Annotated in this window: 26 protein-coding genes and 1 pseudogene; 22 read left to right on the top strand and 5 right to left on the bottom strand. The window is 73.0% G+C overall.

What is annotated here, in order from left to right; translation table 11 throughout:
* Positions 1–834: 834 nt before the first annotated feature.
* The 3 genes from ACIODU_RS29695 (at position 835) to ACIODU_RS29705 (ending at position 3,479) form a co-directional block, all read left to right on the top strand.
* Positions 835–1,806, top strand: a complete 972-nt coding sequence (locus ACIODU_RS29695; protein ID WP_356424640.1) for an ABC transporter ATP-binding protein — start codon at positions 835–837, stop codon at positions 1,804–1,806.
* A gap of 106 nt (positions 1,807–1,912) precedes the next feature.
* A complete protein-coding gene (locus tag ACIODU_RS29700; RefSeq protein WP_401771469.1) occupies positions 1,913–2,773 on the top strand; it encodes an ABC transporter permease in 861 nt (286 codons plus the stop codon).
* A gap of 34 nt (positions 2,774–2,807) precedes the next feature.
* Complete coding sequence (locus tag ACIODU_RS29705) at positions 2,808–3,479, top strand: hypothetical protein (RefSeq protein ID WP_401771471.1); 672 nt, start codon at positions 2,808–2,810, stop codon at positions 3,477–3,479.
* 321 nt (positions 3,480–3,800) lie between these two features.
* Here the strand turns inward: ACIODU_RS29705 and ybaK are convergent, their stop codons facing one another.
* The 4 genes from ybaK to ACIODU_RS29725 form a co-directional block, all read right to left on the bottom strand.
* Positions 3,801–4,307 (bottom strand): Cys-tRNA(Pro) deacylase, encoded by a 507-nt coding sequence (ybaK, locus tag ACIODU_RS29710; protein ID WP_356424605.1) that lies wholly within the window; start codon positions 4,305–4,307, stop codon positions 3,801–3,803.
* Positions 4,308–4,332: 25 nt separating this feature from the next.
* Entirely contained in the window at positions 4,333–5,073 is a 741-nt protein-coding gene (locus ACIODU_RS29715) for an LON peptidase substrate-binding domain-containing protein (protein WP_356424602.1), read from the bottom strand.
* Positions 5,074–5,078: 5 nt separating this feature from the next.
* On the bottom strand, positions 5,079–6,107 hold the full coding sequence (locus ACIODU_RS29720) for a hypothetical protein (protein WP_356424599.1): 1,029 nt from the start codon (positions 6,105–6,107) through the stop codon (positions 5,079–5,081).
* Positions 6,108–6,210: 103 nt separating this feature from the next.
* Entirely contained in the window at positions 6,211–7,812 is a 1,602-nt protein-coding gene (locus tag ACIODU_RS29725) for an oxidoreductase (protein WP_356424634.1), read from the bottom strand.
* A 159-nt stretch (positions 7,813–7,971) separates the two neighbouring features.
* Between ACIODU_RS29725 and hisD the strand changes: the two genes are divergently transcribed.
* From hisD to ACIODU_RS29775, 10 genes are all read left to right on the top strand, one after another.
* The gene (gene hisD, locus ACIODU_RS29730; protein ID WP_401771474.1) at positions 7,972–9,303 is read left to right on the top strand and encodes a histidinol dehydrogenase; all 1,332 of its coding nucleotides are present in this window, start codon (positions 7,972–7,974) and stop codon (positions 9,301–9,303) included.
* Entirely contained in the window at positions 9,300–10,442 is a 1,143-nt protein-coding gene (locus tag ACIODU_RS29735; protein ID WP_401771477.1) for a histidinol-phosphate transaminase, read from the top strand. The genes hisD and ACIODU_RS29735 overlap by 4 nt, the downstream gene beginning before the upstream one ends.
* The gene (gene hisB, locus ACIODU_RS29740; RefSeq protein ID WP_356424590.1) at positions 10,439–11,032 is read left to right on the top strand and encodes an imidazoleglycerol-phosphate dehydratase HisB; all 594 of its coding nucleotides are present in this window, start codon (positions 10,439–10,441) and stop codon (positions 11,030–11,032) included. The genes ACIODU_RS29735 and hisB overlap by 4 nt, the downstream gene beginning before the upstream one ends.
* Entirely contained in the window at positions 11,029–11,196 is a 168-nt protein-coding gene (locus ACIODU_RS29745; RefSeq protein ID WP_167033751.1) for a hypothetical protein, read from the top strand. The genes hisB and ACIODU_RS29745 overlap by 4 nt, the downstream gene beginning before the upstream one ends.
* Before the next feature lie 5 nt (positions 11,197–11,201).
* Positions 11,202–11,879, top strand: coding sequence for an imidazole glycerol phosphate synthase subunit HisH (gene hisH / locus ACIODU_RS29750; protein ID WP_356424585.1), 678 nt, complete (start codon positions 11,202–11,204; stop codon positions 11,877–11,879).
* Positions 11,880–11,888: 9 nt separating this feature from the next.
* Positions 11,889–12,626, top strand: coding sequence for a bifunctional 1-(5-phosphoribosyl)-5-((5-phosphoribosylamino)methylideneamino)imidazole-4-carboxamide isomerase/phosphoribosylanthranilate isomerase PriA (gene priA, locus ACIODU_RS29755; protein ID WP_401771579.1), 738 nt, complete (start codon positions 11,889–11,891; stop codon positions 12,624–12,626).
* Entirely contained in the window at positions 12,623–13,042 is a 420-nt protein-coding gene (locus tag ACIODU_RS29760; protein WP_401771481.1) for a RidA family protein, read from the top strand. Before priA ends, ACIODU_RS29760 begins: the two co-directional genes overlap by 4 nt.
* Entirely contained in the window at positions 13,039–13,794 is a 756-nt protein-coding gene (gene hisF, locus ACIODU_RS29765; RefSeq protein WP_356424581.1) for an imidazole glycerol phosphate synthase subunit HisF, read from the top strand. The genes ACIODU_RS29760 and hisF overlap by 4 nt, the downstream gene beginning before the upstream one ends.
* 101 nt (positions 13,795–13,895) lie before the next feature.
* Positions 13,896–14,348, top strand: coding sequence for a winged helix-turn-helix domain-containing protein (locus tag ACIODU_RS29770; RefSeq protein WP_356424578.1), 453 nt, complete (start codon positions 13,896–13,898; stop codon positions 14,346–14,348).
* A gap of 158 nt (positions 14,349–14,506) precedes the next feature.
* Positions 14,507–15,925, top strand: a complete 1,419-nt coding sequence (locus tag ACIODU_RS29775) for an MFS transporter (protein ID WP_356424575.1) — start codon at positions 14,507–14,509, stop codon at positions 15,923–15,925.
* A 53-nt stretch (positions 15,926–15,978) separates the two neighbouring features.
* On the opposite strand, the gene ACIODU_RS29780 is transcribed toward ACIODU_RS29775, so the two are convergent.
* Complete coding sequence (locus tag ACIODU_RS29780) at positions 15,979–16,611, bottom strand: TIGR03085 family metal-binding protein (RefSeq protein WP_356424572.1); 633 nt, start codon at positions 16,609–16,611, stop codon at positions 15,979–15,981.
* Positions 16,612–16,695: 84 nt separating this feature from the next.
* Between ACIODU_RS29780 and hisI the strand changes: the two genes are divergently transcribed.
* The 9 genes and pseudogenes from hisI to trpA all read left to right on the top strand — a co-directional run bounded on the left by hisI (position 16,696) and on the right by trpA (position 23,870).
* Positions 16,696–17,073 carry a phosphoribosyl-AMP cyclohydrolase gene (gene hisI / locus ACIODU_RS29785; protein WP_356424569.1) on the top strand — a complete coding sequence of 126 codons (378 nt, stop codon included), beginning with the start codon at positions 16,696–16,698 and terminating at the stop codon, positions 17,071–17,073.
* Between the two features lie 87 nt (positions 17,074–17,160).
* The gene (locus tag ACIODU_RS29790; RefSeq protein WP_356424566.1) at positions 17,161–18,681 is read left to right on the top strand and encodes an anthranilate synthase component I; all 1,521 of its coding nucleotides are present in this window, start codon (positions 17,161–17,163) and stop codon (positions 18,679–18,681) included.
* Positions 18,682–18,750: 69 nt separating this feature from the next.
* Positions 18,751–19,425, top strand: coding sequence for a TIGR02234 family membrane protein (locus ACIODU_RS29795; RefSeq protein ID WP_401771483.1), 675 nt, complete (start codon positions 18,751–18,753; stop codon positions 19,423–19,425).
* An 86-nt stretch (positions 19,426–19,511) separates the two neighbouring features.
* Positions 19,512–19,751, top strand: a pseudogene (locus ACIODU_RS29800) (HGxxPAAW family protein); the annotation flags it as partial.
* Positions 19,752–19,950: 199 nt separating this feature from the next.
* Complete coding sequence (locus ACIODU_RS29805; RefSeq protein WP_401771581.1) at positions 19,951–20,520, top strand: DUF2752 domain-containing protein; 570 nt, start codon at positions 19,951–19,953, stop codon at positions 20,518–20,520.
* 155 nt (positions 20,521–20,675) lie between these two features.
* Entirely contained in the window at positions 20,676–21,485 is an 810-nt protein-coding gene (gene trpC / locus ACIODU_RS29810) for an indole-3-glycerol phosphate synthase TrpC (RefSeq protein WP_356424561.1), read from the top strand.
* A gap of 7 nt (positions 21,486–21,492) precedes the next feature.
* A complete protein-coding gene (trpM, locus tag ACIODU_RS29815; protein WP_401771485.1) occupies positions 21,493–21,678 on the top strand; it encodes a tryptophan biosynthesis modulator TrpM in 186 nt (61 codons plus the stop codon).
* Positions 21,679–21,825: 147 nt separating this feature from the next.
* On the top strand, positions 21,826–23,061 hold the full coding sequence (gene trpB / locus ACIODU_RS29820) for a tryptophan synthase subunit beta (protein WP_401771488.1): 1,236 nt from the start codon (positions 21,826–21,828) through the stop codon (positions 23,059–23,061).
* Positions 23,058–23,870: a tryptophan synthase subunit alpha gene (gene trpA, locus ACIODU_RS29825; RefSeq protein ID WP_401771490.1), complete on the top strand. Its 813-nt coding sequence runs from the start codon at positions 23,058–23,060 to the stop codon at positions 23,868–23,870. Before trpB ends, trpA begins: the two co-directional genes overlap by 4 nt.
* Positions 23,871–23,890: the final 20 nt, after the last annotated feature.

Genomic DNA, 23,890 nt, shown 5'->3' on the forward strand with positions numbered 1-23,890 from the left:
GCTTTACGTCCGGCCACACGCACCTCCTCCGACCCCACCCCCCTCACGCCGAGGGTGAACTGAACGACCCCGCCCGCCCCCGGGGTCCTGCGGTCTGTTGCGCGGGCCCGGCTTCGTGGTGTCCTCAAACGCCGGACAGGCTGAGGTGCGTCCGGGCGGGCTGGATGGTGCCCCCGCACGGTGCGTCGGTGCGGGTCAAGGATGTCCTCAATCGCCGGACGGGCTGGGGTGCGTCCGAGCGGGCTGGATGGTGCCCCCGCGCGGTGCATCGGTGCGGGTCAAGGATGTCCTCAATCTCCGGACGGGCTGGAGAGGGGCGTCCGGGCGGCTGGGGGTGCGTCGGGAGGGGCTGGAGGCGTCTCCGGGTTGCGGGCCCGGGTTGCCCCCGGGTGCGGGGCACCCGGTTCCGCCCTCGCCCGACGGGCCGTCGGTTGCTTGTGCGCGGGCCTGGAAGGGGGACGGGCAGGGGTCGTGTCCGGAACGTAAAGCGTGTTTTGTGTCGCATGGCGATCGTCAATCAATACGACCGGTCGCACGCGACGTAAAACATGCAGTGCAGGACACGACCCCTGACCGGCCCCCGGCAACCGGCCCGCGCCGGAAAACGCGGCCCGCAGCGGGCACCATCAAGCCCGTCCGGCGATTGAGGACATCAGTAAGCCGCGCCCACCGCCGGGAGGCAGGCGCCCGTCCGGCGCTTGAGGACAAAGAAGGAAGCCGCGCCCACCACCGGGGCGCAGGCGCCCGTCCGGCGCGAGGACGAAGGGGGGCGGGGCGGCGACCCCGGGACGTTGGCGGGCTTGCGCACCCCGTACGCTCAAGCGTGTGAGTACGGTGTGCGTCGTCCGCGATCTCGTCAAGACGTACCCCGCCGCGCGCGCCAGACGTGGCACCCCGGCGACCCCGGAAGTCCGTGCCACCGACGGCATCAGTCTCGACGTGCGCCGCGGGGAGATCTTCGGGCTGCTCGGACCCAACGGCGCCGGCAAGTCCACCCTCGTCCGCCAGCTCACCGGCCTCATGCGCCCCGACTCCGGCACCGTCGAGCTGCTCGGCCACGACCTCGTGGGCCACCCCGAACGCGCCGCCCGGCTCATCGGCTACCTCGGCCAGGAATCGACCGCCCTCGACGAGCTGACCGTCGCGCTCGCCGCCGAGACGACGGGCCGCCTCCGCGGGCTCACGCTGCGCGCGGCCCGCGCCGAGCGGGACGCCGTGCTGGAGGAGCTGGGGCTCACCGAGATCGCCGGGCGCCCGCTCAAGAAGCTCTCGGGCGGACAGCGCAGGCTGGCCTGTTTCGCCGCCGTGCTGGTCGGCGAACGCCCCGTACTGATCCTCGACGAGCCCACCACCGGCATGGACCCGATCGCGCGCCGCGCGGTCTGGGCCGCCGTCGACCGCCGCCGGGCCGAGCACGGCGCGACCGTGGTGCTCGTCACCCACAACGTCATCGAGGCCGAGACCGTCCTCGACCGCGTCGCCGTGCTGGAACGCGGCAAGGTCATCGCCTGCGACACCCCCGCCGGGCTCAAGGAGCAGGTCGCGGGGGAGGTCCGGGTGGAGCTGGTGTGGCGCGAGCGCGCGCCGCTGGACGTCCCCGAGGTCGCCGCGCTGCGCGGGTCCGCGCAGGAGTCGGGGCGCCGGTGGGTGCTGCGGCTCGCCCCCGACGAGGCGCGGGCCGCCGTCGCGGCGGTGACCGGTGGCCAGGCCTTCGCGGCGCTGGACGACTTCACGCTGGCGACGCCCAGTCTGGAGGACGTGTACCTGGCGCTCGGAGGCCGCGCGAAAGGGCTGGTGAAGGCGTGAGCCCGCACGACGAGGCGTATGAGACGCCGTGCGCGCGTGCGCGTCGTACCAGCCGTACGCACCCCGCGCCGGAGGCATCCGCGTCTACGAACAGGAGCATCGCCAGGTGAGCATCGTGCCGGCGGAGGCCGTGTCCGCGCGAGGCGGCGGGAGCGGCGGGAGCGTGAGGGTGGTCCGGCAGGGTCCCGCCGGGACGACGGCGGACGGCGCGCCCGCGCCGCTCGCGCCGAGGGCGCGGCTGCTGCCCGCGCTGGCCGCCGTGTACCGCGCCCAGATGTCCCGGGCCCGGGTGGCCCGGATACCGCTGCTGTTCGTCGCGACCTTCCAGTCCGTCGGGATCATGGTCCTGATGCGGGGGGTCGTGAACGGGGCGGAGGAGTCGCGGGCGGTCGTCGCCGGGGCCAGTGTGCTCGTGGTCGCGTTCGTGGCGCTCAATCTGCTCGCCCAGTACTTCGGGCACCTGCGGGCCAGCGGGGGCCTCGACCACTACGCGACGCTGCCGGTGCCGCCGGCCGCGGTGGTGCTGGGTACGGCGGCGGCGTACGCGTCGTTCACGGTGCCGGGGGCGGTGTTCACGGCGGTCACGGGGAGCGTGCTCTTCCAGCTGCCGCTGGCCCATCTGTGGGTGCTGCTGCTGGTGATCCCCCCGGCCGGCGCGGCGCTCGCCGGGCTCGGCGCGGCGCTGGGCCTGCTGGCCCCGCGTCCCGAGCTGGCGACGCTGCTGGGGCAGCTCGGCATGTCCGCGGCCCTGCTGCTGGGCGTGCTGCCGGCGAACCGGCTGCCGGAGCCGGTCACCTGGGCCCGGGACCTGCTGCCGTCCACGTACGGTGTGGAGGCGCTTTCCCGGTCCTTCGACGCGCGTCCCGACTGGGTGGCGGTCTTCCTGGACCTGGGGGTCTGCGCGGCCGTCGGTGTGGTGTCGCTGGCCGTCGCGACGTGGGCGTACCGGCGTGCGGCGGTCCGGTGAGGCGGGCGTGGGGCGGGCCTGGCACGATGGCAGGGTGACCGCACCCCTGACACCGCCTCACCAGCCGCGACACGATCCGTGGCAGACGCCGCCGGACGGTGCTTCCGGCGATCCCGGATCTCGCGGATCCCTGCCGGGCGACCCGTCGGACACCGGCGCGGGAGTCGGCGCCGAGGTGCGGACGGGTGTGGTCGTGACGGTGGTGCTCGCCGTGGCGGGTGTGCTGCTCGGGTTGCTGTGGCTGTGGCTCTCGCCGCGGATCCCGCTGGTCTCGGACGATACGGCGGTCTTCCTCAAGGACACGGAGGGCGAGGAGGCGATCGGGGCGGACGGCACGTTCGCGCTGCTGGGGTTGGGGTTCGGCGCGGTCGCCGCCGCCGCCGTCTTCCTGTTCCGCAGGCGGGGCGGGGTCGCGGTGGTGGTGGGGCTGGTGCTGGGCGGGCTGGTTGGGTCGTTCCTGGCGTGGAAGGTCGGCGTGTGGCTGGGGCCGACGTCGGACGTGGTCGCGCACGCGCGTGAGGTGGGGAAGGGCGTCACGTTTGACGCGCCGCTGAAGCTGAACGCGAAGGGTGCGTTGTTGGCGTGGCCGGTGGCGGCGATGGTCGTCAACCTGGCGTTGACGGCGGTGTTCGGGCCGCGGGATCCGGAGCCGGAGTGGGACTGGAGCGGGTTTGGCGGGGTGCCGCCGGGGGCGGGTAAGCCGTGAGGGTGGTGGCGGGCGCGTCCGCCTGACGCCTTTGTCCTCAATCGCCGGACGGGCTTGATCTGCCCGCGCGGGCCCGTGGGTGGATGTCCTCAAACGCCGGACGGGCTGGGGGTGCGCCTGGGCGGGCGGGTTTGGGGCGTGCGGCCCGGTGGGTGGGTGTCCTCAATCGCCGGACGGGCTGGGGGTGCGCCGGACTTGACTTGGCCGCGCGGGCCCGGTGGGTGGTGTCCTCAAGCGCCGGACGGGCTGGGGTGGGCGGGCTTGATTTGCCCGTGCGGCCCGGTGGGTGGGTGTCCTCAAGCGCCGGACGGGCTGGGAGTGTCAGGGGCGGGCGATCGGTGCCAGCGTTGCCGACGTCAGGGTTGCCAGCGCGTTGGGCGACAGTTCCACCTCCAGGCCCCGGCGGCCCGCCGAGACGCAGATTGTGGGGTGGGACTCCGCCGAGCTGTCCAGGACCGTGCGCAGGCGCTTGCGTTGGCCCAGGGGGGAGATTCCGCCCCGTACGTAACCCGTCGTACGTTCCGCCGCCGCCGGGTCCGCCATCGACGCGCGCTTGCCGCCCACCGCCGACGCCAGCGCCTTGAGGTCCAGGGAGCCGGCCACCGGGACCACCGCCACGGTCAGTTCGCCGTCCACGTCGGCCACCAGCGTCTTGAAGACCCGGTCCGGGGAGACGCCCAGGGCCTCCGCCGCCTCCTCGCCGTACGACGCCGACGCGGGGTCGTGCTCGTACGCGTGCAGGGTGTACGCCGTGCCCGCCGCCGTGAGGGCGACCGTCGCCGGGGTGCCCCCCGAGCCGGGCTGGTTCTTCTTCTTGGGCTTCGCCACCGGTGGGGTCCTCGCGTCGGGTCCGTCAGTTCTGGCTCGTCGGCGATCTGGTCAGGTCCACCGCCGGCAGCGACGGGAGGTGGCGGATCACCGCCGTCTCCGAGCGGAGGAGCTTCAGCTCCTCCTTCAGCCGCGCCGCCGTGTCCGGCGCCTCCAGCAGCCGCTGCTTCGACGGGGTGTCCAGCACCGCCGCCGCCGCGATCAGGTACGACACCACCGAGGGCTCGTCGGGCAGTTCGTCGCCCGTCGCCAGCGTGCGCTCACGCGCGCCCGCCAGCCGCTTCTGGTAGCTGCGGAACGCCCGCAGCACCCCTTCGGCCAGCGCGGACGCGCCCTCGCCGACCTCCTCGGGCAGCTCCTCCACCTCGGCCGTCAGATAGGGGCCGCTGGTGTCGACGGACAGCAGCCGGATCCTGGTGGTGCCGGTGGCCATCACCTCGAAGCTGCCGTCGGGGCGTTCACGGATCGTCGCCGCGTCCGCGACGCAGCCCACGTGGTGGAAGGCGTCCATGGGTTCGGGGCCGAAGCCGTCGGTCGGGCCGCGCTCGGGCAGGGCCGCCCGGTCCGGCAGGCCCGGGGCGGTCGGCGACAGTTCGTGCCCGTCGCGGACGGCGACCACGGCGAAGCGGCGCGGTTCGGACTCGTCCGTCTTCAACAGCTCGCGCATCAGCGTGCGATAGCGCTCCTCGAAGACGTTCAGGGGCAGGACGAGGCCCGGGAACAGCACCGCGTTCAGCGGGAAGAGAGGGAGGCGTGCGGTGGTCACAACGCTCAAGCGTAATGGCCCCGGGGCCTTCTCCGGTCTGCCCGGGCCCGCAAAGGCATCCCGGCGGCCACCTGGAGCCGTACGCCGTCCCGGGTTTCGAGGAACCGGCCCAGCGGATCGTCGGTGAAACACGTCCACGGAAAGGACGTCGCGTACGGTCCGACGAGCCGGAACTGCTCCAGTGCCTCCGCCCAGCGGCCGCGCCCCGCCAGGACGTACGCGAGGAGATTGCGCACCTCGGCCGGCCAGGGATCGCCCGCCTCGTACCGCGCGGACACCGCGACCGCCAGGTCGGCCGCCGCGTCGATCCGGTCCCCCTGTACGGAGGTGGGGTCGCCGCTCATCAGCAGCGTGAAGGCGGCCCGTACGGGAAGCGCCTGGACGAGCGAGCCGGGCAGCGCGTCGTGCGCCGCCTGTTCGGCGAAGTCGAAGCACTCGCGGTGCGAGCCGTACCAGAGGGCCGACAGGTACTGGAGCGCGGCGACATGGCACCCGTAGTGGTGCGGGGAGCGCCGTACGGCCTGTGCCCAGAGCCCTTCGAAGGCGGAGTGCGTGGCGTGCGTGCCGCGCGCGTGGTCGAGCGCCAGGCGCCACGGCACGGGGTCGCGCGGATCGCCGTCGGCCGCCGCGTCGATCAGCGGGCCCATCTCCCGCAGCCGTTCGGCGCGCGCCGGTGACTCCCACGCCCTGCGGACGGCGAGTTCGGCCTTGACGAGCAGTGCGTCCGGATCGCGGGGCGCCACCGCGAGCCAGTCGGTGAGCCAGTCCTGGCGGCTGTGGGCGAACGCGGCCAGCCGTCTCACATAGCGGTCCCGGTTCTCCCATTCGGCTGATTCACGTGTGGTCGCGAGGAGCTTCGCGGCCTGTTCGTACGCGCCGAGGGCGGCGGAGACCAGCACGGGAGCGAGCCGCTCGTCGGGGGCGTCGAGCAGGACGGCGTCGTCGGGCGGCTGCCCCGCGGCGAGCAGCGGGGTGTGCCGGACCATACGCGCGGTGCTGATCAGGGCGCGGAGCAATGACATGGTGCCGACCATTGAAAACCGCAGGTCGTGGCCGCGCCAGAGGGCTGCTGTGAAGCTTTCGTAGGGGTGGGAAGGTTGTAGGCACCAAGGTCAAGGGAGGGCAAAGAAAGGGGGGTCAGCCGCGGCGCAGGAGACGGGAGGCGCCGGCCGCGACGGTGGTGGCGAGGATCCAGCCGAGCATGACCAGCACGGCTCCGGCCCACTGCCAGCCGCCTTCGAGCCGCCAGTACCCGTCCTGGCCGAGATTGATCACCGGGACGAGCAGATCCAGCGCGAAGAGGGCCGGGTTCCACTCGGGGTGTTCGGTCGCCTTGAGCGGCGGCGGGGCGTGGCGGGCGAACGCGAACGTGCCGCCCGCCCAGAGGACCGCCATCCACAGCGCCGCCCGCCCGGGGCGGTAGCCGTACGCCACCGTCCAGTCCTGGAGGTACCCCCAGAGCTTCGCGGCGAGCGGCAGCGTCTCCCGGCGGCGGCGCTGCTTGACGAGAAGCACCTCGCGCGCGTCGGCGTCCTCGCCGCTGTTGCGCAGGACCTGCGCGAGCCGTTCGTACGGCTCCGGCGCGTACTCGGGCGTCGCCGCCGCGACCCACTCCAGGCGGCGGCCGAGCGGGAAGTGACCGACCCACACGAGGTTCTCGTAGACGAAGCCGCCCATGGCGAGCCCGCCGGGCCCGGGCCAGCTGGTCGACACGTCGACCAGCGTGACGATCCTCGCCCCGCTCAGCACGACCCGTCCCTCCTCGGGGCGTTCGCACGTGAACCGCAGCTCTGGAGTGACGATCCTGCGCAGCGACAGCTCCTCCCCGGCCATCAGGACGAACCGCGCCTGGTCGAGGTCGACCGCGTCCCCGAACCGGCCGTCGTCCAGCCGCACCCCGCCCCGGCACTCGAAGGGCTGCACCCGGGTGCCGGGCGGCGGCCCGCCGGAGATCCCGACGCCGTACGGGGGAGTGGAACCGGACCCCGAGGCCTCGTCCGTCACCCACGCGCCGGTCATGTGGAGCGTGCGCTCGACCGTCAGGCGCGGCGCGTTGAGCGCCCGCCGGTCGCGCGGGGCGCGCAGCCGGCTGCCGCGCAGGCTCAGCGACACCCCGACCTTGGCGCCGCGGAGGCTCACCTCGCCGTATGTCTCGATCTGATCGGCCTGGAGGTCCTGGGCGACCGTCATGCCGTCGGCGGTGATCGCCCGGCCCATCCGGTCCGGACGCACCTCGATCTGGCTGATCAGCAGATCCGTACCGATCTGCGCGTCCGTCAGCCGTATCCCGCGCTCGACCCGGCAGCGCGGCAGGTGGAGGTCACCCTCCGTGTGCAGCCGGGCGGCCTCCAGGCGCGGTATGGCACAGCCCGCCATGCGCAGCGTCGTGAAGTGCGACTCGGGGAGCACGATCTCGTTGTCGAACAGACAGCGGTCCAGTTCGACGTACGGCGCGATCGTGCCGCCCGCGAGGGTCAGCGTCCCGGTGATCCGTACCCCGCGCATCTTGAGCGCGGCGACCCGGCCCGGGAGCGCCGGAGGGCCGCTGAGCAGGAGTAACGCGATGACCCTGGCACGTACGCTGCGGTTCGCGCCCCAGCCGTGCGGGTCGAAGGGATCGTCCCGCCGGGGGTCGTACGTGGAGAGGTCGTACGTACTGCCGTTCCGGAAGGCCTGCCACATGCCCAGTTCCGCCGCGCTCAGCCAGTCGGGCGCCTCACCTTCCTGCGGCTCGGTCACGGTCACGGCCGCTCCTCCGCTTCCTTGTCACGTCATTACTCATGGTGTTCCCCCTGGGTGACGGCCTGAACGCTAGTGGTGACATGAGCCTGACGGGGCATGTATCAGCCAGTGATACTCGCGTCCGGCGGCCGGAGGCCGTCTGCGAGAATTGACCGCGTGATCTCACGAACCGATCTGCGCGGCGGCGCCCTCCCCGAGGGCTCCGCGCTCCGTGACCTGCTGCCCCGAGCCGAGTTCGACGTGGAAGCCGCCCTGGAGAAGGTGCGGCCCATCTGCGAGGACGTGCGCCATCGCGGTACGGAAGCGCTGATCGAGTACGCGGAGAAGTTCGACGGCGTGACGCTCAGCCGCGTCCGGGTGCCCGCGCAGGCGCTCGCGGACGCCCTGGCGGGGCTCGATCCGGGCGTACGGGCCGCGCTGGAGGAGTCCGCCCGGCGCGCCAGGCTCGTCCACCGCGACCAGCGGCGCGCCCCGCACACCACGCAGGTGGTGCCCGGCGGCACGGTCAGCGAGAAGTGGGTCCCGGTCGGGCGCGTGGGGCTCTACGCGCCCGGCGGCCGGTCCGTCTACCCCTCGTCCGTGATCATGAACGTGGTGCCGGCCCAGGAGGCGGGCGTCCCGTCGATCGCGCTGGCCTCGCCCCCGCAGGCCGCCTTCGGCGGGCTGCCCCACCCCACGATCCTCGCCGCCTGCGCCCTGCTGGGCGTCGACGAGGTGTACGCGGTCGGCGGCGCCCAGGCCGTGGCCATGTTCGCGTACGGCACCACCGGTCCCGACGGCTGCGCCCCCGCCGACATGGTCACCGGCCCCGGCAACGTCTGGGTCGCCGCCGCCAAGCGGTACTTCACCGGCCGCATCGGCATCGACACCGAGGCCGGCCCCACCGAGATCGCGGTCCTCGCGGACGCCACCGCCGACCCGGTGCACGTCGCCGCCGACCTCATCAGCCAGGCCGAGCACGACCCGCTCGCCGCCGCCGTCCTCGTCACCGACTCGGTCGAACTGGCCGACGCGGTCGAGAAGGAGCTGGCGCCGCAGGTCGCCGCGACCAGGCACGTCGAGGACCGGATCGCGCCCGCGCTGGCCGGCAAGCAGTCCGCGATCGTCCTGGTCGACTCCGTCGAGGACGGCCTGCGGGTCGTGGACGCGTACGGCGCCGAACACCTGGAGATCCAGACCGCCGACGCCGCCGCCGTCGCCGACCGCGTCCGCAACGCGGGGGCGATCTTCGTCGGCCCGTACGCGCCGGTCTCCCTCGGCGACTACTGCGCCGGGTCCAACCACGTCCTGCCGACCGGCGGTTGCGCGTGCCACTCCTCCGGGCTCTCCGTCCAGTCCTTCCTGCGCGGCATCCACATCGTGGACTACAGCAGGGACGCCCTCGCCGAGGTCGCCCACCACGTGGTGACGCTGGCCGAGGCGGAGGACCTGCCCGCCCACGGCGCGGCCGTGAAGGCACGGTTCGGATGGAAGGTGCCCACCGCATGAGCGCCGCCTCAGGACCGGTCCGGGAGCCCGCGGACCCCGGCATCGACGACCTGCCCGTACGGGACGAACTGCGCGGCCAGACCCCGTACGGCGCCCCCCAGCTGGACGTCCCCGTCCAGCTGAACACCAACGAGAACCCGTACCCCCTGCCGGAACCGCTGGTCGACCGCATCACCGAGCGGGTCCGCGAGGCCGCGCGCGGGCTCAACCGCTACCCCGACCGGGACGCCGTCGAACTGCGCACCGCGCTGGCCGCGTACCTCTCCAGGACCGGCGGCCACCCGCTGACCACCGCCAACGTCTGGGCCGCCAACGGCTCGAACGAGGTCATCCAGCAGCTGCTCCAGACCTTCGGCGGGCCGGGCCGTACCGCGATCGGCTTTGAACCGTCGTACTCGATGCACCACCTCATCGCGCGCGGCACCGGCACCGGCTGGCTCTCCGGGCCGCGCGGCGAGGACTTCACGATCGAGGCGGCCGCCGCCGCGGAGGCGATCACCGCGCACCGCCCCGACGTCGTCTTCATCACCTCGCCCAACAACCCCACGGGCACCGCCGTCGACGCGGAGACCGTCCTCGCGCTGTACGAGGCGGCCCAGGCCGCCAAGCCGTCCCTGGTCGTCGTGGACGAGGCGTACGTCGAATTCAGCCATCGTCCGTCGCTCCTCCCGCTCATCGAGGGCCGCCCCCGGCTGGTGATCTCCCGCACGATGTCGAAGGCGTTCGGCGCCGCGGGCCTGCGCCTGGGCTATCTCGCCGCCCACCCCGCCGTGGTCGACGCGGTCCAGCTGGTGCGACTGCCCTACCACCTCTCGGCCGTCACCCAGGCCACCGCGCTCGCGGCCCTGGAGCACACCGATACGCTGCTCGGGTACGTGGAGGCACTGAAGGCGGAGCGGGACCGTCTGGTGGGCGAGCTGCGGGCCCTCGGCTACGAGGTCACGGACTCGGACGCGAACTTCGTGCAGTTCGGCCGCTTCGAGGACTCCCACGCCGCGTGGCGGCGGATCCTCGACCGGGGTGTCCTCGTGCGCGACAACGGCGTACCGGGACGGCTGCGGGTCACCGCGGGCACCCCGTCCGAGAACGACGCGTTCCTCGACGCGGTACGGGAACTCAAGAAGGAGCAGAGCGCATGAGCCGCATCGGCCGCGTGGAACGCAGTACGAAAGAGACCTCCGTCGTCGTGGAGATCGACCTCGACGGCACGGGGACGGTCGACGTGTCGACCGGGGTCGGCTTCTTCGACCACATGCTCGACCAGCTCGGCCGGCACGGCCTGTTCGACCTCACGGTGAAGACCGAGGGCGACCTGCACATCGACACGCACCACACCATCGAGGACACCGCGCTGGCGCTCGGCGCCGCCTTCAAGCAGGCCCTCGGCGACAAGGTCGGGATCTACCGCTTCGGCAACTGCACGGTCCCGCTGGACGAGTCGCTCGCCCAGGTCACCGTGGACCTCTCGGGCCGCCCGTACCTGGTGCACACCGAGCCCGAGAACATGGCGCCGATGATCGGCTCGTACGACACGACGATGACCCGGCACATCCTGGAGTCCTTCGTCGCGCAGGCCAGGATCGCGCTGCACGTCCACGTACCGTACGGGCGCAACGCCCACCACATCGTGGAGTGCCAGTTCAAGGCCCTCGCCCGCGCCCTGCGGTACGCCTCCGAGCGTGACCCGCGCGCCGTGGGAATTCTTCCGTCTACCAAGGGTGCCCTGTGACCGGCCTGTCGACCATCCTGATCGTCCTGGGACTCTTCCTGGCGGGCGGTGTCTACTCCTTCACCAAGCAGAAGCTGCCCACCGGTGTGATCACCCTGCTGGCGATCTCCTCCGCCTTCTGCCTGGTCGCGGGTGTCCTGCGGATCCAGGGCATCTGGGGGTGAGTACGGTGACCGAGTCCGAGTCCACCGCGCCGGGCAGGCCCACCCGGCCCGCCAAGAAGGTCGTCGTCTTCGACTACGGCTTCGGCAACGTCCGTTCCGCCGAACGCGCCCTCGCCCGCGCCGGCGCCGACGTCGAGATCACCCGTGACTTCGACCGGGCCATGAACGCCGACGGGCTGCTCGTGCCCGGCGTCGGCGCCTTCTCCGCCTGCATGCGCGGGCTCAGGGACGCGCGCGGCGAGTGGATCATCGGCCGCAGGCTGTCCGGCGGCCGCCCCGTCCTCGGGATCTGCGTCGGCATGCAGATCCTCTTCGAGCGGGGCATCGAGCACGGCGTCGAGACCGAGGGCCTCGACGAGTGGCCCGGCACGGTCGAGCCGCTGAACGCCCCGGTCGTGCCCCACATGGGGTGGAACACCGTCGAGGCGCCCCGGGACAGCCGGCTGTTCGCGGGCGTCGGCGCCGACGAGCGCTTCTACTTCGTGCACTCGTACGCCGTCCGGACCTGGGGACTCGAAGTCACCAACCCCGCGATCCGCGCCCCGCTCGTCACCTGGTCCACCCACGGCGAGCCGTTCGTCGCCGCGGTGGAGAACGGTGCACTGTGGGCCACCCAGTTCCACCCCGAGAAGTCCGGCGACGCCGGCGCCCAGCTGCTGACCAACTGGATCGGAACCCTCTGAATGCCTCCTGTGCCGAAGCTCGAACTCCTCCCCGCCGTCGATGTCCGCGACGGCCGGGCCGTACGCCTCGTCCATGGCGAGTCGGGATCCGAGACCTCGTACGGCTCCCCCCTCGAAGCGGCCCTCGCCTGGCAGCGCTCGGGCGCCGAGTGGCTGCACCTGGTCGACCTGGACGCCGCGTTCGGCACCGGTGACAACCGCGACCTGATCGCCGAGGTCACCTCGGCCATGGACATCAAGGTCGAACTGTCCGGCGGGATCCGCGACGACGCCTCGCTCGCCGCCGCCCTCGCCACCGGCTGCACCCGGGTCAACCTCGGTACGGCCGCCCTGGAGACGCCCGAGTGGGTCGCCAGGATCATCGCCGAGAACGGCGACCGGATCGCGGTCGGCCTCGACGTACGGGGCACGACCCTGCGCGGGCGCGGCTGGACCCGCGACGGCGGCGACCTCTACGAGACGCTGGCCCGCCTCGACGCCGAGGGCTGCGCCCGGTACGTCGTCACCGACATCGCCAAGGACGGCACCCTCCAGGGCCCCAACCTGGAGCTGCTGCGCAGCGTCTGCGCCGCGACCGACCGGCCCGTCGTCGCCTCCGGCGGGGTCTCCTCGCTGGACGACCTGCTGGCCCTGGCCACGCTCGTGCCCGAGGGAGTCGAGGGCGCGATCGTCGGCAAGGCGCTCTACGCGAAGGCGTTCACGCTGGAAGAGGCGCTGGAGACGGTGGCCGGGACGGTCCTCCGATGAGCGGCGCGTCGCCGGACCAGGTACGGAAGATCTCCTCGGGCGGCCCCTGGGAGGAGTCCTTCGGCTACTCCCGCGCGGTACGGCTGCCCAACGGCCTGGTCCTGGTGTCCGGTTGTACGTCGGTGGTCGGCGGCCGGATCGCCGAGGGCAGCCCGTACGAACAGACGAAGACCGCCTTCGGTGTAGCCGTCAAGGCACTGGAGGAGCTGGGCCTCGGCGTGGAGCACGTCGTGCGCACCCGGATGTACATCACCCACCCCCGGGACGCCGACGACGTGGGCCGGGCCCACAAGGAGCTGTTCGACACGGTACGGCCGGCCGCCTCGATGGTCGTCGTCGCGGGCCTCATCGACCCGAGCCTGGTGGTCGAGGTGGAGGTGGAGGCCTACCTGGCCGCCCCGGGGGGCTCCGCATGAGCCTGGCGGTACGGGTCATCCCCTGCCTGGACGTGGACAACGGCCGGGTCGTCAAGGGCGTCAACTTCCAGAACCTCCGCGACGCGGGCGACCCCGTCGAGATGGCGAAGCTGTACGACGCCGAGGGCGCGGACGAGTTGACGTTCCTCGACATCACCGCCTCGTCCGGCGACCGCGAGACCACGTACGACGTGGTGCGCCGTACCGCCGAGCAGGTCTTCATCCCGCTGACCGTCGGCGGGGGTGTCCGTACCCCCGAGGACGTCGACAAGCTGCTGCGGGCCGGCGCGGACAAGGTCGGGGTCAACACGGCGGCCATCGCCCGCCCCGACCTGATCCGCGAGATCGCCGAGCGCTTCGGACGGCAGGTGCTGGTCCTGTCGGTCGACGCGCGGCGGACACCGTCGGGCTCCTTCGAGGTCACCACGCACGGCGGCCGGCAGGGCACCGGCATCGACGCGGTCGAGTGGGCGCACCGGGCCGCGGAGCTCGGCGCCGGGGAGATCCTGCTCAACTCGATGGACGCGGACGGCACGAAGGACGGCTACGACACCGAGATGATCGCGGCGGTACGGAAACACGTGACCGTCCCCGTCATCGCCTCCGGCGGCGCGGGCCGGCTCGCGGACTTCCCGCCGGCCGTCGCCGCGGGCGCCGACGCGGTCCTCGCCGCGTCCGTCTTCCACTTCGGCGATCTGCGGATCGGCCAGGTGAAGGAAATCCTGCGCCAAGCGGGCCATCCGGTCAGATAGGACGGAGCGAGGGGACGGTTCCGGCCGTTCCTTCGCGAGTTCCGACCTGATCGCACAAGATATATTGCGCAACTTTCCTTTCTTAATTTAGCGTGCACGCCATGACACGCAGGGAAACCCGCGGAGTGACGGGTCCCGAGACCTTCAAGGTCTTCGGACACCCCCTGCGCATGAGGCTCTACCGCGCCCTCCACCTCTCCCGGACGGGCACCGCCTCCCAACTCGCCGACCAGGTCGGCGAAACCGTCTCGCTCGTCAGCTACCACCTCCGCAGACTCGCCGATCACGGGCTGATCGACGAGGCGGAGGGGCAGGGGGACGGCCGGGAGCGGTGGTGGAAACTCGCCTCCGAGGACCCGGCCCTGCGCGCCGCGTCCTTCAGCCGCCAGTACCTGGTGCCGCTCACGGCCGCTCAACTCGCCGACCTCTCCCGCGAGATGCACGACCTCGTCAGAAAGTACGAGACCGCCGGCCGGGCGGCCGAGGCGGCGGGGGACACCGAAGGGCGCGAGAGAGTCGCGCTGCACACCTACGGCTTTCCCTTTCGTGTCTGATTCGTGTGCGTATCCGATTCGTGTCCGACCTTTCCGTCTTTTCCGAACCTTCTGACCCTTTCCTGAATATTTCGATCATTCCCGCTTTTCCCGATCATTGTCTGTTCCTCTCCCTTTCCTTCCATCCCCCCTACTGAGACCAGAGAGGATCGTTGAGCATGCCCCCACATGCGATATCAGCGCCCGCCGAGAACGGGACCACCCCCCCACCCCCCGCCCACCGCGACGGAAACGTGTTGCGCTGGCTCGGCGCCTACACCGCGTCGATGGTCGGCAGCAACGTCTACTTCGTGGCCCTCGCCTGGGCCGCCGCCCGGACCGGCAGCCCCGCTCAGGCCGGCCTGGTCCTCGCCGTCGGATCGGTGCCCCGCGCCGCGCTGATGCTCGGCGGCGGAGTGGTCGCGGACCGCTTCGGACCCCGCCTGGTGGTCATCGGCAGTGACGCGGCACGCTGCGTCTTCATCCTCGGCATGGCGGCCGTGCTGTTGTTCATCAGCCCCTCGGTCTGGCTGCTGGCCGGGGTCGCGCTGGTCTTCGGCGCGGTCGACGCGCTGTTTTTGCCGGCGGTCGGCGCGCTGCCGCCCCGGATCACCGCCCCCGGCCAACTGGTCAGGGTGCAGGGCATGAGCGGGCTCGCCACCCGCTTCGCCAACGTCGCCGGAGCGCCGATCGGCGGCCTGACGGTCGCCCTCGGCGGCTCGGCGTCGGCCTTCACCGCGGCGGGGGTGCTGTTCGCGGTGTCGCTGCCGCTGCTCCTGAGCGTACGGATCGGCGAACTGCCCGGCGCGCGGGGCGAGAAGGGCGACCGCGCCGAGGAGGCCCTGGAGGCGGGCGAGGAGAGCCCCGTACCGCACGACGTGATCCCGGCGCCACGCGACGCCGCCGACGCGCGTAGAGAGCGGCCGGACGAATCCGGGGTCTCACCGGCCGCGGAGAAGCGGACGGGCGGGACGGACCCGGCGGCCCCCGGCGCCGGCCGCGCCCTCCTCGACGGCCTGCGCTACATCCGCCGGCACCGGGTCCTCGCCCCGCTGATCCTCGTCAGCGCCATCACCCAGCTGGGCTTCGTGGGACCCCTCAACATCGGCCTCGTCCTGGTGTCCGAGGAGCACGGCTGGGGCGCGTCGGGCCTGGGCTGGATCATCGCCGCGTTCAGCGCGGGCGCCGCCGGGGCCTCGCTGCTGCTGACGGTCCGCGGCCGGGTCCCCCGGGCCGGATTTGTCATGTGCGCTTCTACGATCATCGGCTCGGTCGCCATCGCCTGCATCGCGTACGCCCCGTCGGTGGCCCTCGCCTCCGTCGCCGCCGTCTGCGTCGGACTGCTCGCGGGCCTGGGCGGCGCGTTGTCCGGCGCGCTCGTCCAGACCCAGACGGAACCGGCCTACCTGGGCCGGGTCACCTCGGTCTCGACGCTCTTCGGCCTGGGCATCGCCCCGCTCGTCTACCCGGTCATGGGCGCCGCCATCGGCGCCTGGGGATCGGGGCCGGTGTTCGTGGCCAGCGCGGCGCTCTGCGCGGCGGGCACCACGTTCGGACTGTGCGTCAAGCAGCTCCGCCGGGCCGAGCTGCCCACCTGAGCCCCGGGCCGTCCTGCCGCCGGGCGCGCCCCGAGGCGCCCGGCCAGGGGCACTCAGATGCCCAGCTTCGCGTCCAGCACCCGCGTCACCGCGTCCTTGTCGCCCTCCACCTGCACGTCCGCCGCGGCCTGCCGCCCCGAGAGGAACAGCAGCAGCTCGCCCGGCTCGCCCGTGACCGTCACCACCGGCGCGCCCCTGCGGGCCACCGCCGTCCGGCCGTCGGTCCGCCGCAGCACCAGGCCCACCGGGGACTTGCGCCCCATCAGCCGGGCGCCCTTCTCCAGCCGCGACCACAGCGAGTCCGCGAAGACCCGGTCCAGCTCGCGCGGGGTCCAGTCGGGCCGCGCCCGCCGGACGTCCTCGGCGTGGATGTAGAACTCCGAGGTGTTCGCCGCCTCGTCGAGCTGCTTGATGGAGAAGGGGGACATCTTCGGCGGTCCCGTACGGATCAGCTCGATCAGCTCCTCGTACGGCTTCGCGGCGAATTCGCCCTGGACCCGGTCCAGCCGGTTCTTGAGCGCGGGCAGCATCGTTCCCCCCGCCGCGTCGAGCCGGCGCTCACGCACCACCACGTGAGCGGCCAGGTCCCGGGCGGTCCAGCCCTCGCAGAGGGTCGGCGCCTCCGGGCCCGCGGTCTCCAACAGGTCGGCGAGCAGAAGTCGTTCACGCTTTGCATGGGTCGACATGTCCGCAAGGGTACGGCCGCCCCCGCCCGTCCGCCCAGTGGACTCCCCTCCCGCGCGGCCGCCCGGGCGCGGCACAATGGCCCCATGAGCAGCACGACCGCGGCGCCGGGACCGACCGGCGGCCTCGACCCCGCCATCGCCGACCGCCTCAAGCGCAGCGCCGACGGACTGATCCCGGCCATCGCCCAGCAGTACGACACCGGCGAGGTGCTGATGCTCGGCTGGATGGATGACGAGGCCCTGCACCGCACCCTCACCACGGGCCGCTGCACCTACTGGTCCCGCAGCCGCCGGGAGTACTGGGTCAAGGGCGACACCTCGGGCCACGTCCAGCACGTGAAGTCCGTCGCCCTGGACTGTGACGCGGACACCGTCCTCGTCCAGGTGGACCAGGTCGGCGCCGCCTGCCACACCGGTGCCCGCACCTGCTTCGACGAGGACGTCCTGCCGCTCGGGCGGTGAGGCGCCTCCCCCACAGACGGGCACTCCCCGGCACCACGCGGGGAGCCCGCGCAACCGCCGAAGAGCCAACGAGTAGGGTCAGCGGCCATGGATCTTGAGACCTTCCGCAAGCTGGCGGCCGACCGCCGTGTCATCCCGGTCAGCCGGCGGCTCCTCGCGGACGGCGACACCCCGGTCGGCCTGTACCGCAAGCTCGCCGCCGAGCGTCCCGGCACGTTCCTGCTGGAGTCCGCCGAGAACGGCCGCTCCTGGTCCCGCTACTCCTTCGTCGGGGTACGGTCCGCCGCCACGCTCACCGAACGCGACGGCGCCACCCACTGGCTCGGCGCCCCGCCCGTCGGCGTCCCCGTGGACGGCGACCCGCTGGCCGCCCTGCGCGCCACGGTGGAGACCCTGCACACCCCCCGCGACCTCTCCGACGGGATGCCGCCCTTCACCGGCGGCATGGTCGGCTTCCTCGGCTTCGACATCGTCCGCCGCCTGGAGAGGATCGGCGACCACGCGCGCGACGACCTCGGGCTGCCCGAGCTGACGATGCTGCTCACCTCCGACCTCGCCGTGCTCGACCACTGGGACAACACGGTCCTGCTGATCGCCAACGCGATCAACCACAACGACCTGGACACCGGCGTCGACGAGTCGTACGCGGACGCCGTCGCCCGGCTCGACGCCATGGCCGCCGACCTCGCCAGGCCCGTCGACTCGATGCCCACCGCGCTGCCCGCCTCCGAACTCCCCGAGTACACCGCGCTCTGGGGCGGCCCCGACTTCCAGGCCGTCGTGGAGGACATCAAGGAGCGCATCCGGGCCGGTGAGGCCTTCCAGGTCGTTCCCTCCCAGCGCTTCGAGACCCCCTGCACCGCGAGCGCGCTCGACGTCTACCGGGTGCTGCGCGCCACCAACCCCAGCCCGTACATGTACCTCTTCCGCTTCCCCGCCGCCGACGGCGGCGGGGCCTTCGACGTCGTCGGCTCCAGCCCCGAGGCGCTGGTGAAGGTCGAGGACGGGCGGGCCATGGTCCACCCCATCGCCGGGACCCGGCCGCGCGGCGCCACACCGCAGGAGGACCAGGCCCTCGCGGACGAACTGCTCGCCGACCCCAAGGAGCGCGCCGAGCACCTCATGCTCGTGGACCTGGGCCGCAACGACCTCGGGCGGGTCTGCCGGCCCGGCAGCGTCGAGGTGGTCGACTTCATGTCCGTGGAGCGGTACTCCCACGTCATGCACATCGTGTCGACCGTGACCGGCCGGGTCGCGGCGGACCGTACCGCCTTCGACGTCCTGACCGCCTGCTTCCCGGCGGGCACCCTCTCCGGGGCCCCCAAGCCGCGCGCCCTCCAGATCATCGACGAGGTCGAGCCGACCCGGCGGGGCGTGTACGGCGGCTGCGTCGGCTATCTCGACTTCGCCGGGGACTCCGACACGGCCATCGCCATCAGGACCGCGCTGCTCAGGAACGGCACCGCGTACGTCCAGGCCGGGGCGGGCATCGTCGCCGACTCCGACCCGGTGTCCGAGGACCTGGAGTGCCGGAACAAGGCGGCGGCGGTCCTCAGGGCCGTCCACACGGCGAACCGGCTCAAGGCGCCCGCGCCGCACGGAGGCTGAGGGACCGGCCGGCGGACCGCCCGAACCCCGGGGCGGCGGCACGGAAGGCCCGTGAGGGATAGTGGTGGGGTGAGTGCCGTCCCCGTACCCCAGCCCCGCGCCGCCGTCCCGGTGTCCACCGACGCCGCGAGCAGCCGCCGCAGTCTCGCCGTCGCCCTCCTCCTCGGTGCCGCGGGCGCCGCCGTCGTCCTCATCGCCTCCGGCCAGGTCTGGTCCCGGGGCACCGCGTCGGTGGGCGGTGGCAGCGTGCCCCTCTCGGCCGACGGCCGTGACGTCACCGGCGTGCCCGCCGCCCTCGCCGTCGTGGGCCTGGCCGCCCTCGTCGCCGTGTTCGCCGTCCGCAGCGGAGGGCGCCTGCTCGTCTCCCTGCTGCTCACGCTGAGCGGCGCGGGAGCCGCCGCGACCGCCTTCCTCGGCGCGTCGGACAGTTCCGCCCTGGACGAGAAGGCCGCGACGACGGTCGGCGACAGCTCCGCGACCATCGGGGACGTCCTGACCCACACGGCCTGGCCGTACGTCACCGCCGTCGCCGGGGTCCTCATCCTGCTCGCGGGCCTGCTCTCCCTGCGGTACGGGAAGCAGTGGCCCGCCATGTCGGGGCGGTACGAACGCGAGGGCGCGTCCCGCGCCGGGGGCGCCGTGCGCAGGGGGCCGGGCAGGCCCGCGCCCGTCGTGGACCCCGACCGGCCCGAGGACCTGTGGAAGGCACTGGACCGGGGCGAGGACCCCACGCGGGAGACGTGACCCCCGGCGCCGGAATGCCCCGCACATGCGGGACAATGGCGTTGAGCGTCCGACTCACACAGCGCAACACCAACGAGGAGCAACTCATGGCGGGCACCAGCCACGGACACACCCCGGCCGCCTGGACCGGCGTCACCATCGCGTTCATCGGGTTCTGCGTCGGCGGGGTCTTCACCGTGACGGCGGACCCGGTCGGGTTCTGGGTCGGCATCGGGGTCGTCCTGCTCGGCGGCGTGGTCGGCCTCGGGATGAAGTTCATGGGTCTCGGCATGCCCCAGGAGTCCTCGGAGCAGGCGCGCGCCAGGGCCGAGGCCGGGCGGGCGCAGGTCGAGGGGGCCAACGCCACCGCCTCCGACGGCGGCGACAAGGCCGGCGACAAGACCCACCAGACCGTCTGACAGGCGTCTTCCGCTCCGGCACGGGTGGCACCGACGCGGCCCGGCAGGTCCGGGCCGCGTCGGTGCCACCCGCCGGTTCCTCACCACCGTCCCGCGCGGCGGCTGCCACAATCACCGGGTGGATGCCATGTCAGTCCCCTCCGCACCGGTTCCGGCGGGCCCCGAGCCGCCGGCCGGGCAGGCCCGTCCCGCCCCCGCCGTCCCGCCGGGCCGCCACGCGGCTCCGCAGGCCCCTCCCGCTCCGGCCGTCCCGCCGGGCAACGCGTCCCCGCCGCCCGGACCGCCCGCCGCCTCGCTCGTACGGCGGCTCCTCGCCCCGGCCGGCTCGCTGGCCGCCGTCGCCGGGGCCTTCACGTACGTCGGGCTGATCGACCCGAACCACCCCGGCCACTATCCGGTCTGCCCGCTGTACGCCCTCACCGGCCTCTACTGCCCCGGCTGCGGCGGGCTGCGGAGCGCCCACGCCGTCGCCCACGGCGACCTGGCCACCGCCTTCGGAGACAACGCGCTGGCGGTTCTCGGGTACGGGGCGGCCGCCGCGCTCTGGGTGCTCTGGACGGTCTCGTCCGTACGGGCCGGGACCCGGCGCCCGCTGCCCGTCCCGCGCCGTCCGGCCGTGTGGTGGGCCGTCGGGGGAGTCGTCCTGATCTTCACACTGATCAGAAACCTGCCGTTCGGGTCCTCGCTCGCCCCGTGAAGGCCCAGGTCGTGGCAGGCTCGGCGATCCGGATGCGGGTCCTCGGACCAGTTCCGGCTAGCATCGACAGGGCTGGACCCCGATTCGGCCCTGGCGCGACCGGCCGAGCTCCTCGGCCGACCTGATCACCACTCTCCCGGAAGGGGGCCGCTCCCGTGAGCGTGCTCGACGAGATCATCGACGGCGTCCGCGCCGACCTCGCGGAGCGGCAGGCGCGGGTGAGCCTTGACGAGCTCAAGGAGCGCGCCGCCAAGGCCCCCGCGGCCAAGGACGGCGTCGCCGCGCTGAGCGGCGAGGGTGTCCACGTGATCTGCGAGGTGAAGCGCTCCAGCCCGTCGAAGGGCGCGCTCGCCGCGATCGCCGACCCGGCCGGGCTCGCCGCCGACTACGAGGCGGGCGGCGCGGCCGTCATCTCCGTACTGACCGAAAAGCGCCGCTTCGGCGGCTCGCTGGCCGACCTGGAGGCCGTCCGGGCCCGGGTCGACATCCCGGTCCTGCGCAAGGACTTCGTCGTCACCTCGTACCAGCTGTGGGAGGCGCGTGCCTACGGCGCCGACCTGGTGCTGCTCATCGTCTCGGCGCTGGAGCAGGACGCGCTGGTGTCGCTCATCGAGCGCGCCGAGTCGATCGGGCTGACCCCGCTGGTGGAGGTCCACGACGAGGACGAGGTCGAGCGGGCGGTGGCCGCCGGGGCGAAGATCATCGGCGTCAACGCGCGTGATCTCAAGACGCTCAAGGTCGACCGGGGCACGTTCGAGCGGGTCGCCCCCGAGATCCCGGCCGGCATTGTGAAGATCGCCGAGTCGGGGGTGCGCGGTCCGCACGACCTGATCGCGTACGCCAACGCCGGGGCCGACGCGGTCCTGGTCGGCGAGTCGCTGGTCACCGGCCGCGACCCGAAGTCCGCGGTGGCCGACCTGGTCGCCGCCGGGGCCCACCCGGCGCTGCGGCACGGAAGGGACTGACCTCACCGTGTCCGACGCCGTCGCCGTGCTGCGCGCGCTGCCGCTGCCGTCGCCCCACGCGCCCCTGGCGCGCGGGTGCCGGCCGCGCGGCTGCCGCGCGCCGGCGCGGCGGGTGCACGGGCGGCGGGTGCGGTACGTGATCGGCGACGAGCCCGGTCAGGTCAACGGGATGCGATGGCGCGGCGGTCGCTGAGACCGCAGTCGTCCACCGGGCCGCGCGGCCCGGGCGGGTCCGAGGAGGGGTGTCGTACGCCTTCGTCTCCTCGTGGCACCGCCCGCCCGGCGCCCGGATCCGTCCGTTGCTCCGAGGAGTCGTACCGTAATGCCTGAGAAGTCAGACATGTCAGAATTCTTCATCCCCGATCCCGGGGGACTCGTCCCCAGCGCCGCAGGTTACTTCGGTGACTTCGGCGGCAAGTTCATCCCCGAGGCGCTGGTCGCCGCCGTGGACGAGGTCGCCGTCGAGTACGAGAAGGCCAAGGGCGATCCCGCCTTCGCGGCCGAGCTGAACGAGCTGATGGCGAACTACACCGGTCGGCCCAGCGCGCTGACCGAGGTGCCGCGGTTCGCCGGACACGCCGGGGGCGCCCGGGTGTTCCTCAAGCGGGAGGACCTCAACCACACGGGGTCCCACAAGATCAACAACGTGCTGGGGCAGGCGCTGCTCACCCGGCGCATGGGCAAGACCCGCGTCATCGCCGAGACCGGTGCCGGCCAGCACGGCGTGGCCACGGCCACCGCCTGCGCGCTCTTCGGCCTCGAATGCACCATCTACATGGGGGAGATCGACACCCAGCGCCAGGCGCTGAACGTCGCCCGCATGCGGATGCTCGGCGCCGACGTGGTGCCCGTGCTGTCCGGCAGCCGCACCCTCAAGGACGCCATCAACGAGGCGTTCCGCGACTGGGTCGCCAACGTGGACCGTACGCACTACCTCTTCGGCACCGTCGCGGGACCGCACCCCTTCCCCGCGATGGTCCGGGACTTCCACCGCGTCATCGGGGTCGAGGCCAGGCGCCAGATCCTGGAGCGGGCCGGACGGCTGCCGGACGCCGCCGTCGCCTGCGTGGGCGGCGGGTCCAACGCGATCGGGCTCTTCCACGCGTTCCTCCCCGACGCGGACGTCCGGCTCGTGGGCTGCGAGCCCGCGGGACACGGCATCGAGACCGGCGAGCACGCGGCCACGCTGAGCGCGGGCGAGCCCGGCATCCTGCACGGCTCACGGTCGTACGTCCTCCAGGACGAGGAGGGCCAGATCACCGAGCCGTACTCGATCTCCGCCGGACTCGACTACCCGGGCATCGGCCCCGAGCACGCGTACCTCAAGGACAGCGGGCGCGGGGAGTACCGCGCCGTCACGGACGACGCGGCCATGCGGGCACTGCTGCTGCTCTCCCGTACGGAAGGGATCATCCCGGCCATCGAGAGCGCGCACGCGCTGGCCGGCGCCCTGGAAGTGGGACAGGAGCTGGGGAAGGACGGCCTGATCGTCGTCAACCTCTCCGGACGCGGCGACAAGGACATGGACACGGCCGCCCGCTACTTCGGGCTGTACGACGGGGAGGGCTCCAAGTGAGCGGGAACGTAACGCTGCTCGACACCACACTGGCGGCGGCCAAGGCCGAGGACCGGGCCGCCCTCATCGCCTATCTGCCCGCCGGGTTCCCGACGGTGGACGGCGGCATCGCGGCGGTCAAGGCCGTCTTCGAGGGGGGCGCCGACATCGTCGAGATCGGGCTGCCGCACAGCGACCCGGTGCTCGACGGACCCGTCATCCAGACCGCCGACGACATCGCCCTCAAGGGCGGCGTCAAGATCGCGGACGTGATGCGCACGGTCCGTGAGGCGTACGAGGCGACCGGGAAGCCGGTCCTCGTGATGACGTACTGGAACCCGATCGACCGCTACGGCGTCGAGCGGTTCACCGCCGAGCTGGCGGAGGCGGGCGGCGCCGGGTGCATCCTGCCCGACCTGCCGGTCCAGGAGTCCGCGCTGTGGCGCGAGCACGCGGAGAAGCACGGCCTGGCCACGGTCTTCGTGGTCGCGCCCAGCAGCAAGGACCAGCGGCTCGCCGAGATCACGGCCGTGGGCAGCGGATTCGTCTACGCCGCCTCCCTGATGGGCGTGACCGGTACGCGCGTATCGGTCGGCGCGCAGGCCCGGGACCTGGTGGTACGCACCCGCGCCACGACCGACCTGCCGGTCTGTGTGGGGCTCGGGGTGTCCGACGCGGCGCAGGCCGCCGAGGTCGCGGGCTTCGCCGACGGGGTGATCGTCGGCTCCGCCTTCGTGAAGCGGATGCTGGACGCCCCCGACGCGGCGTCGGGCCTGGTCGCGGTGCGTGAGCTGGCGGCCGAGCTGGCCGCCGGTGTTCGCAAGCGCTGACGGGTGGCATAACCCGTAAG

This window comes from Streptomyces sp. NPDC088261, from assembly GCF_044740805.1.
Classification (GTDB): Bacteria; Actinomycetota; Actinomycetes; order Streptomycetales; family Streptomycetaceae; genus Streptomyces.

Coding starts and splice junctions, on each gene's coding strand:
- ACIODU_RS29780 (WP_356424572.1), bottom strand. CDS start 16,611: ATGTCGACCCATGCAAAGCGTGAACGACTTCTGCTCGCCGACCTGTTG.
- ACIODU_RS29790 (WP_356424566.1), top strand. CDS start 17,161: ATGGATCTTGAGACCTTCCGCAAGCTGGCGGCCGACCGCCGTGTCATC.
- hisB (WP_356424590.1), top strand. CDS start 10,439: ATGAGCCGCATCGGCCGCGTGGAACGCAGTACGAAAGAGACCTCCGTC.
- ACIODU_RS29735 (WP_401771477.1), top strand. CDS start 9,300: ATGAGCGCCGCCTCAGGACCGGTCCGGGAGCCCGCGGACCCCGGCATC.
- ACIODU_RS29770 (WP_356424578.1), top strand. CDS start 13,896: ATGACACGCAGGGAAACCCGCGGAGTGACGGGTCCCGAGACCTTCAAG.
- hisI (WP_356424569.1), top strand. CDS start 16,696: ATGAGCAGCACGACCGCGGCGCCGGGACCGACCGGCGGCCTCGACCCC.
- ACIODU_RS29760 (WP_401771481.1), top strand. CDS start 12,623: ATGAGCGGCGCGTCGCCGGACCAGGTACGGAAGATCTCCTCGGGCGGC.
- hisF (WP_356424581.1), top strand. CDS start 13,039: ATGAGCCTGGCGGTACGGGTCATCCCCTGCCTGGACGTGGACAACGGC.
- ACIODU_RS29720 (WP_356424599.1), bottom strand. CDS start 6,107: ATGGTCGGCACCATGTCATTGCTCCGCGCCCTGATCAGCACCGCGCGT.
- ACIODU_RS29805 (WP_401771581.1), top strand. CDS start 19,951: ATGTCAGTCCCCTCCGCACCGGTTCCGGCGGGCCCCGAGCCGCCGGCC.
- trpB (WP_401771488.1), top strand. CDS start 21,826: ATGTCAGAATTCTTCATCCCCGATCCCGGGGGACTCGTCCCCAGCGCC.
- ACIODU_RS29775 (WP_356424575.1), top strand. CDS start 14,507: ATGCCCCCACATGCGATATCAGCGCCCGCCGAGAACGGGACCACCCCC.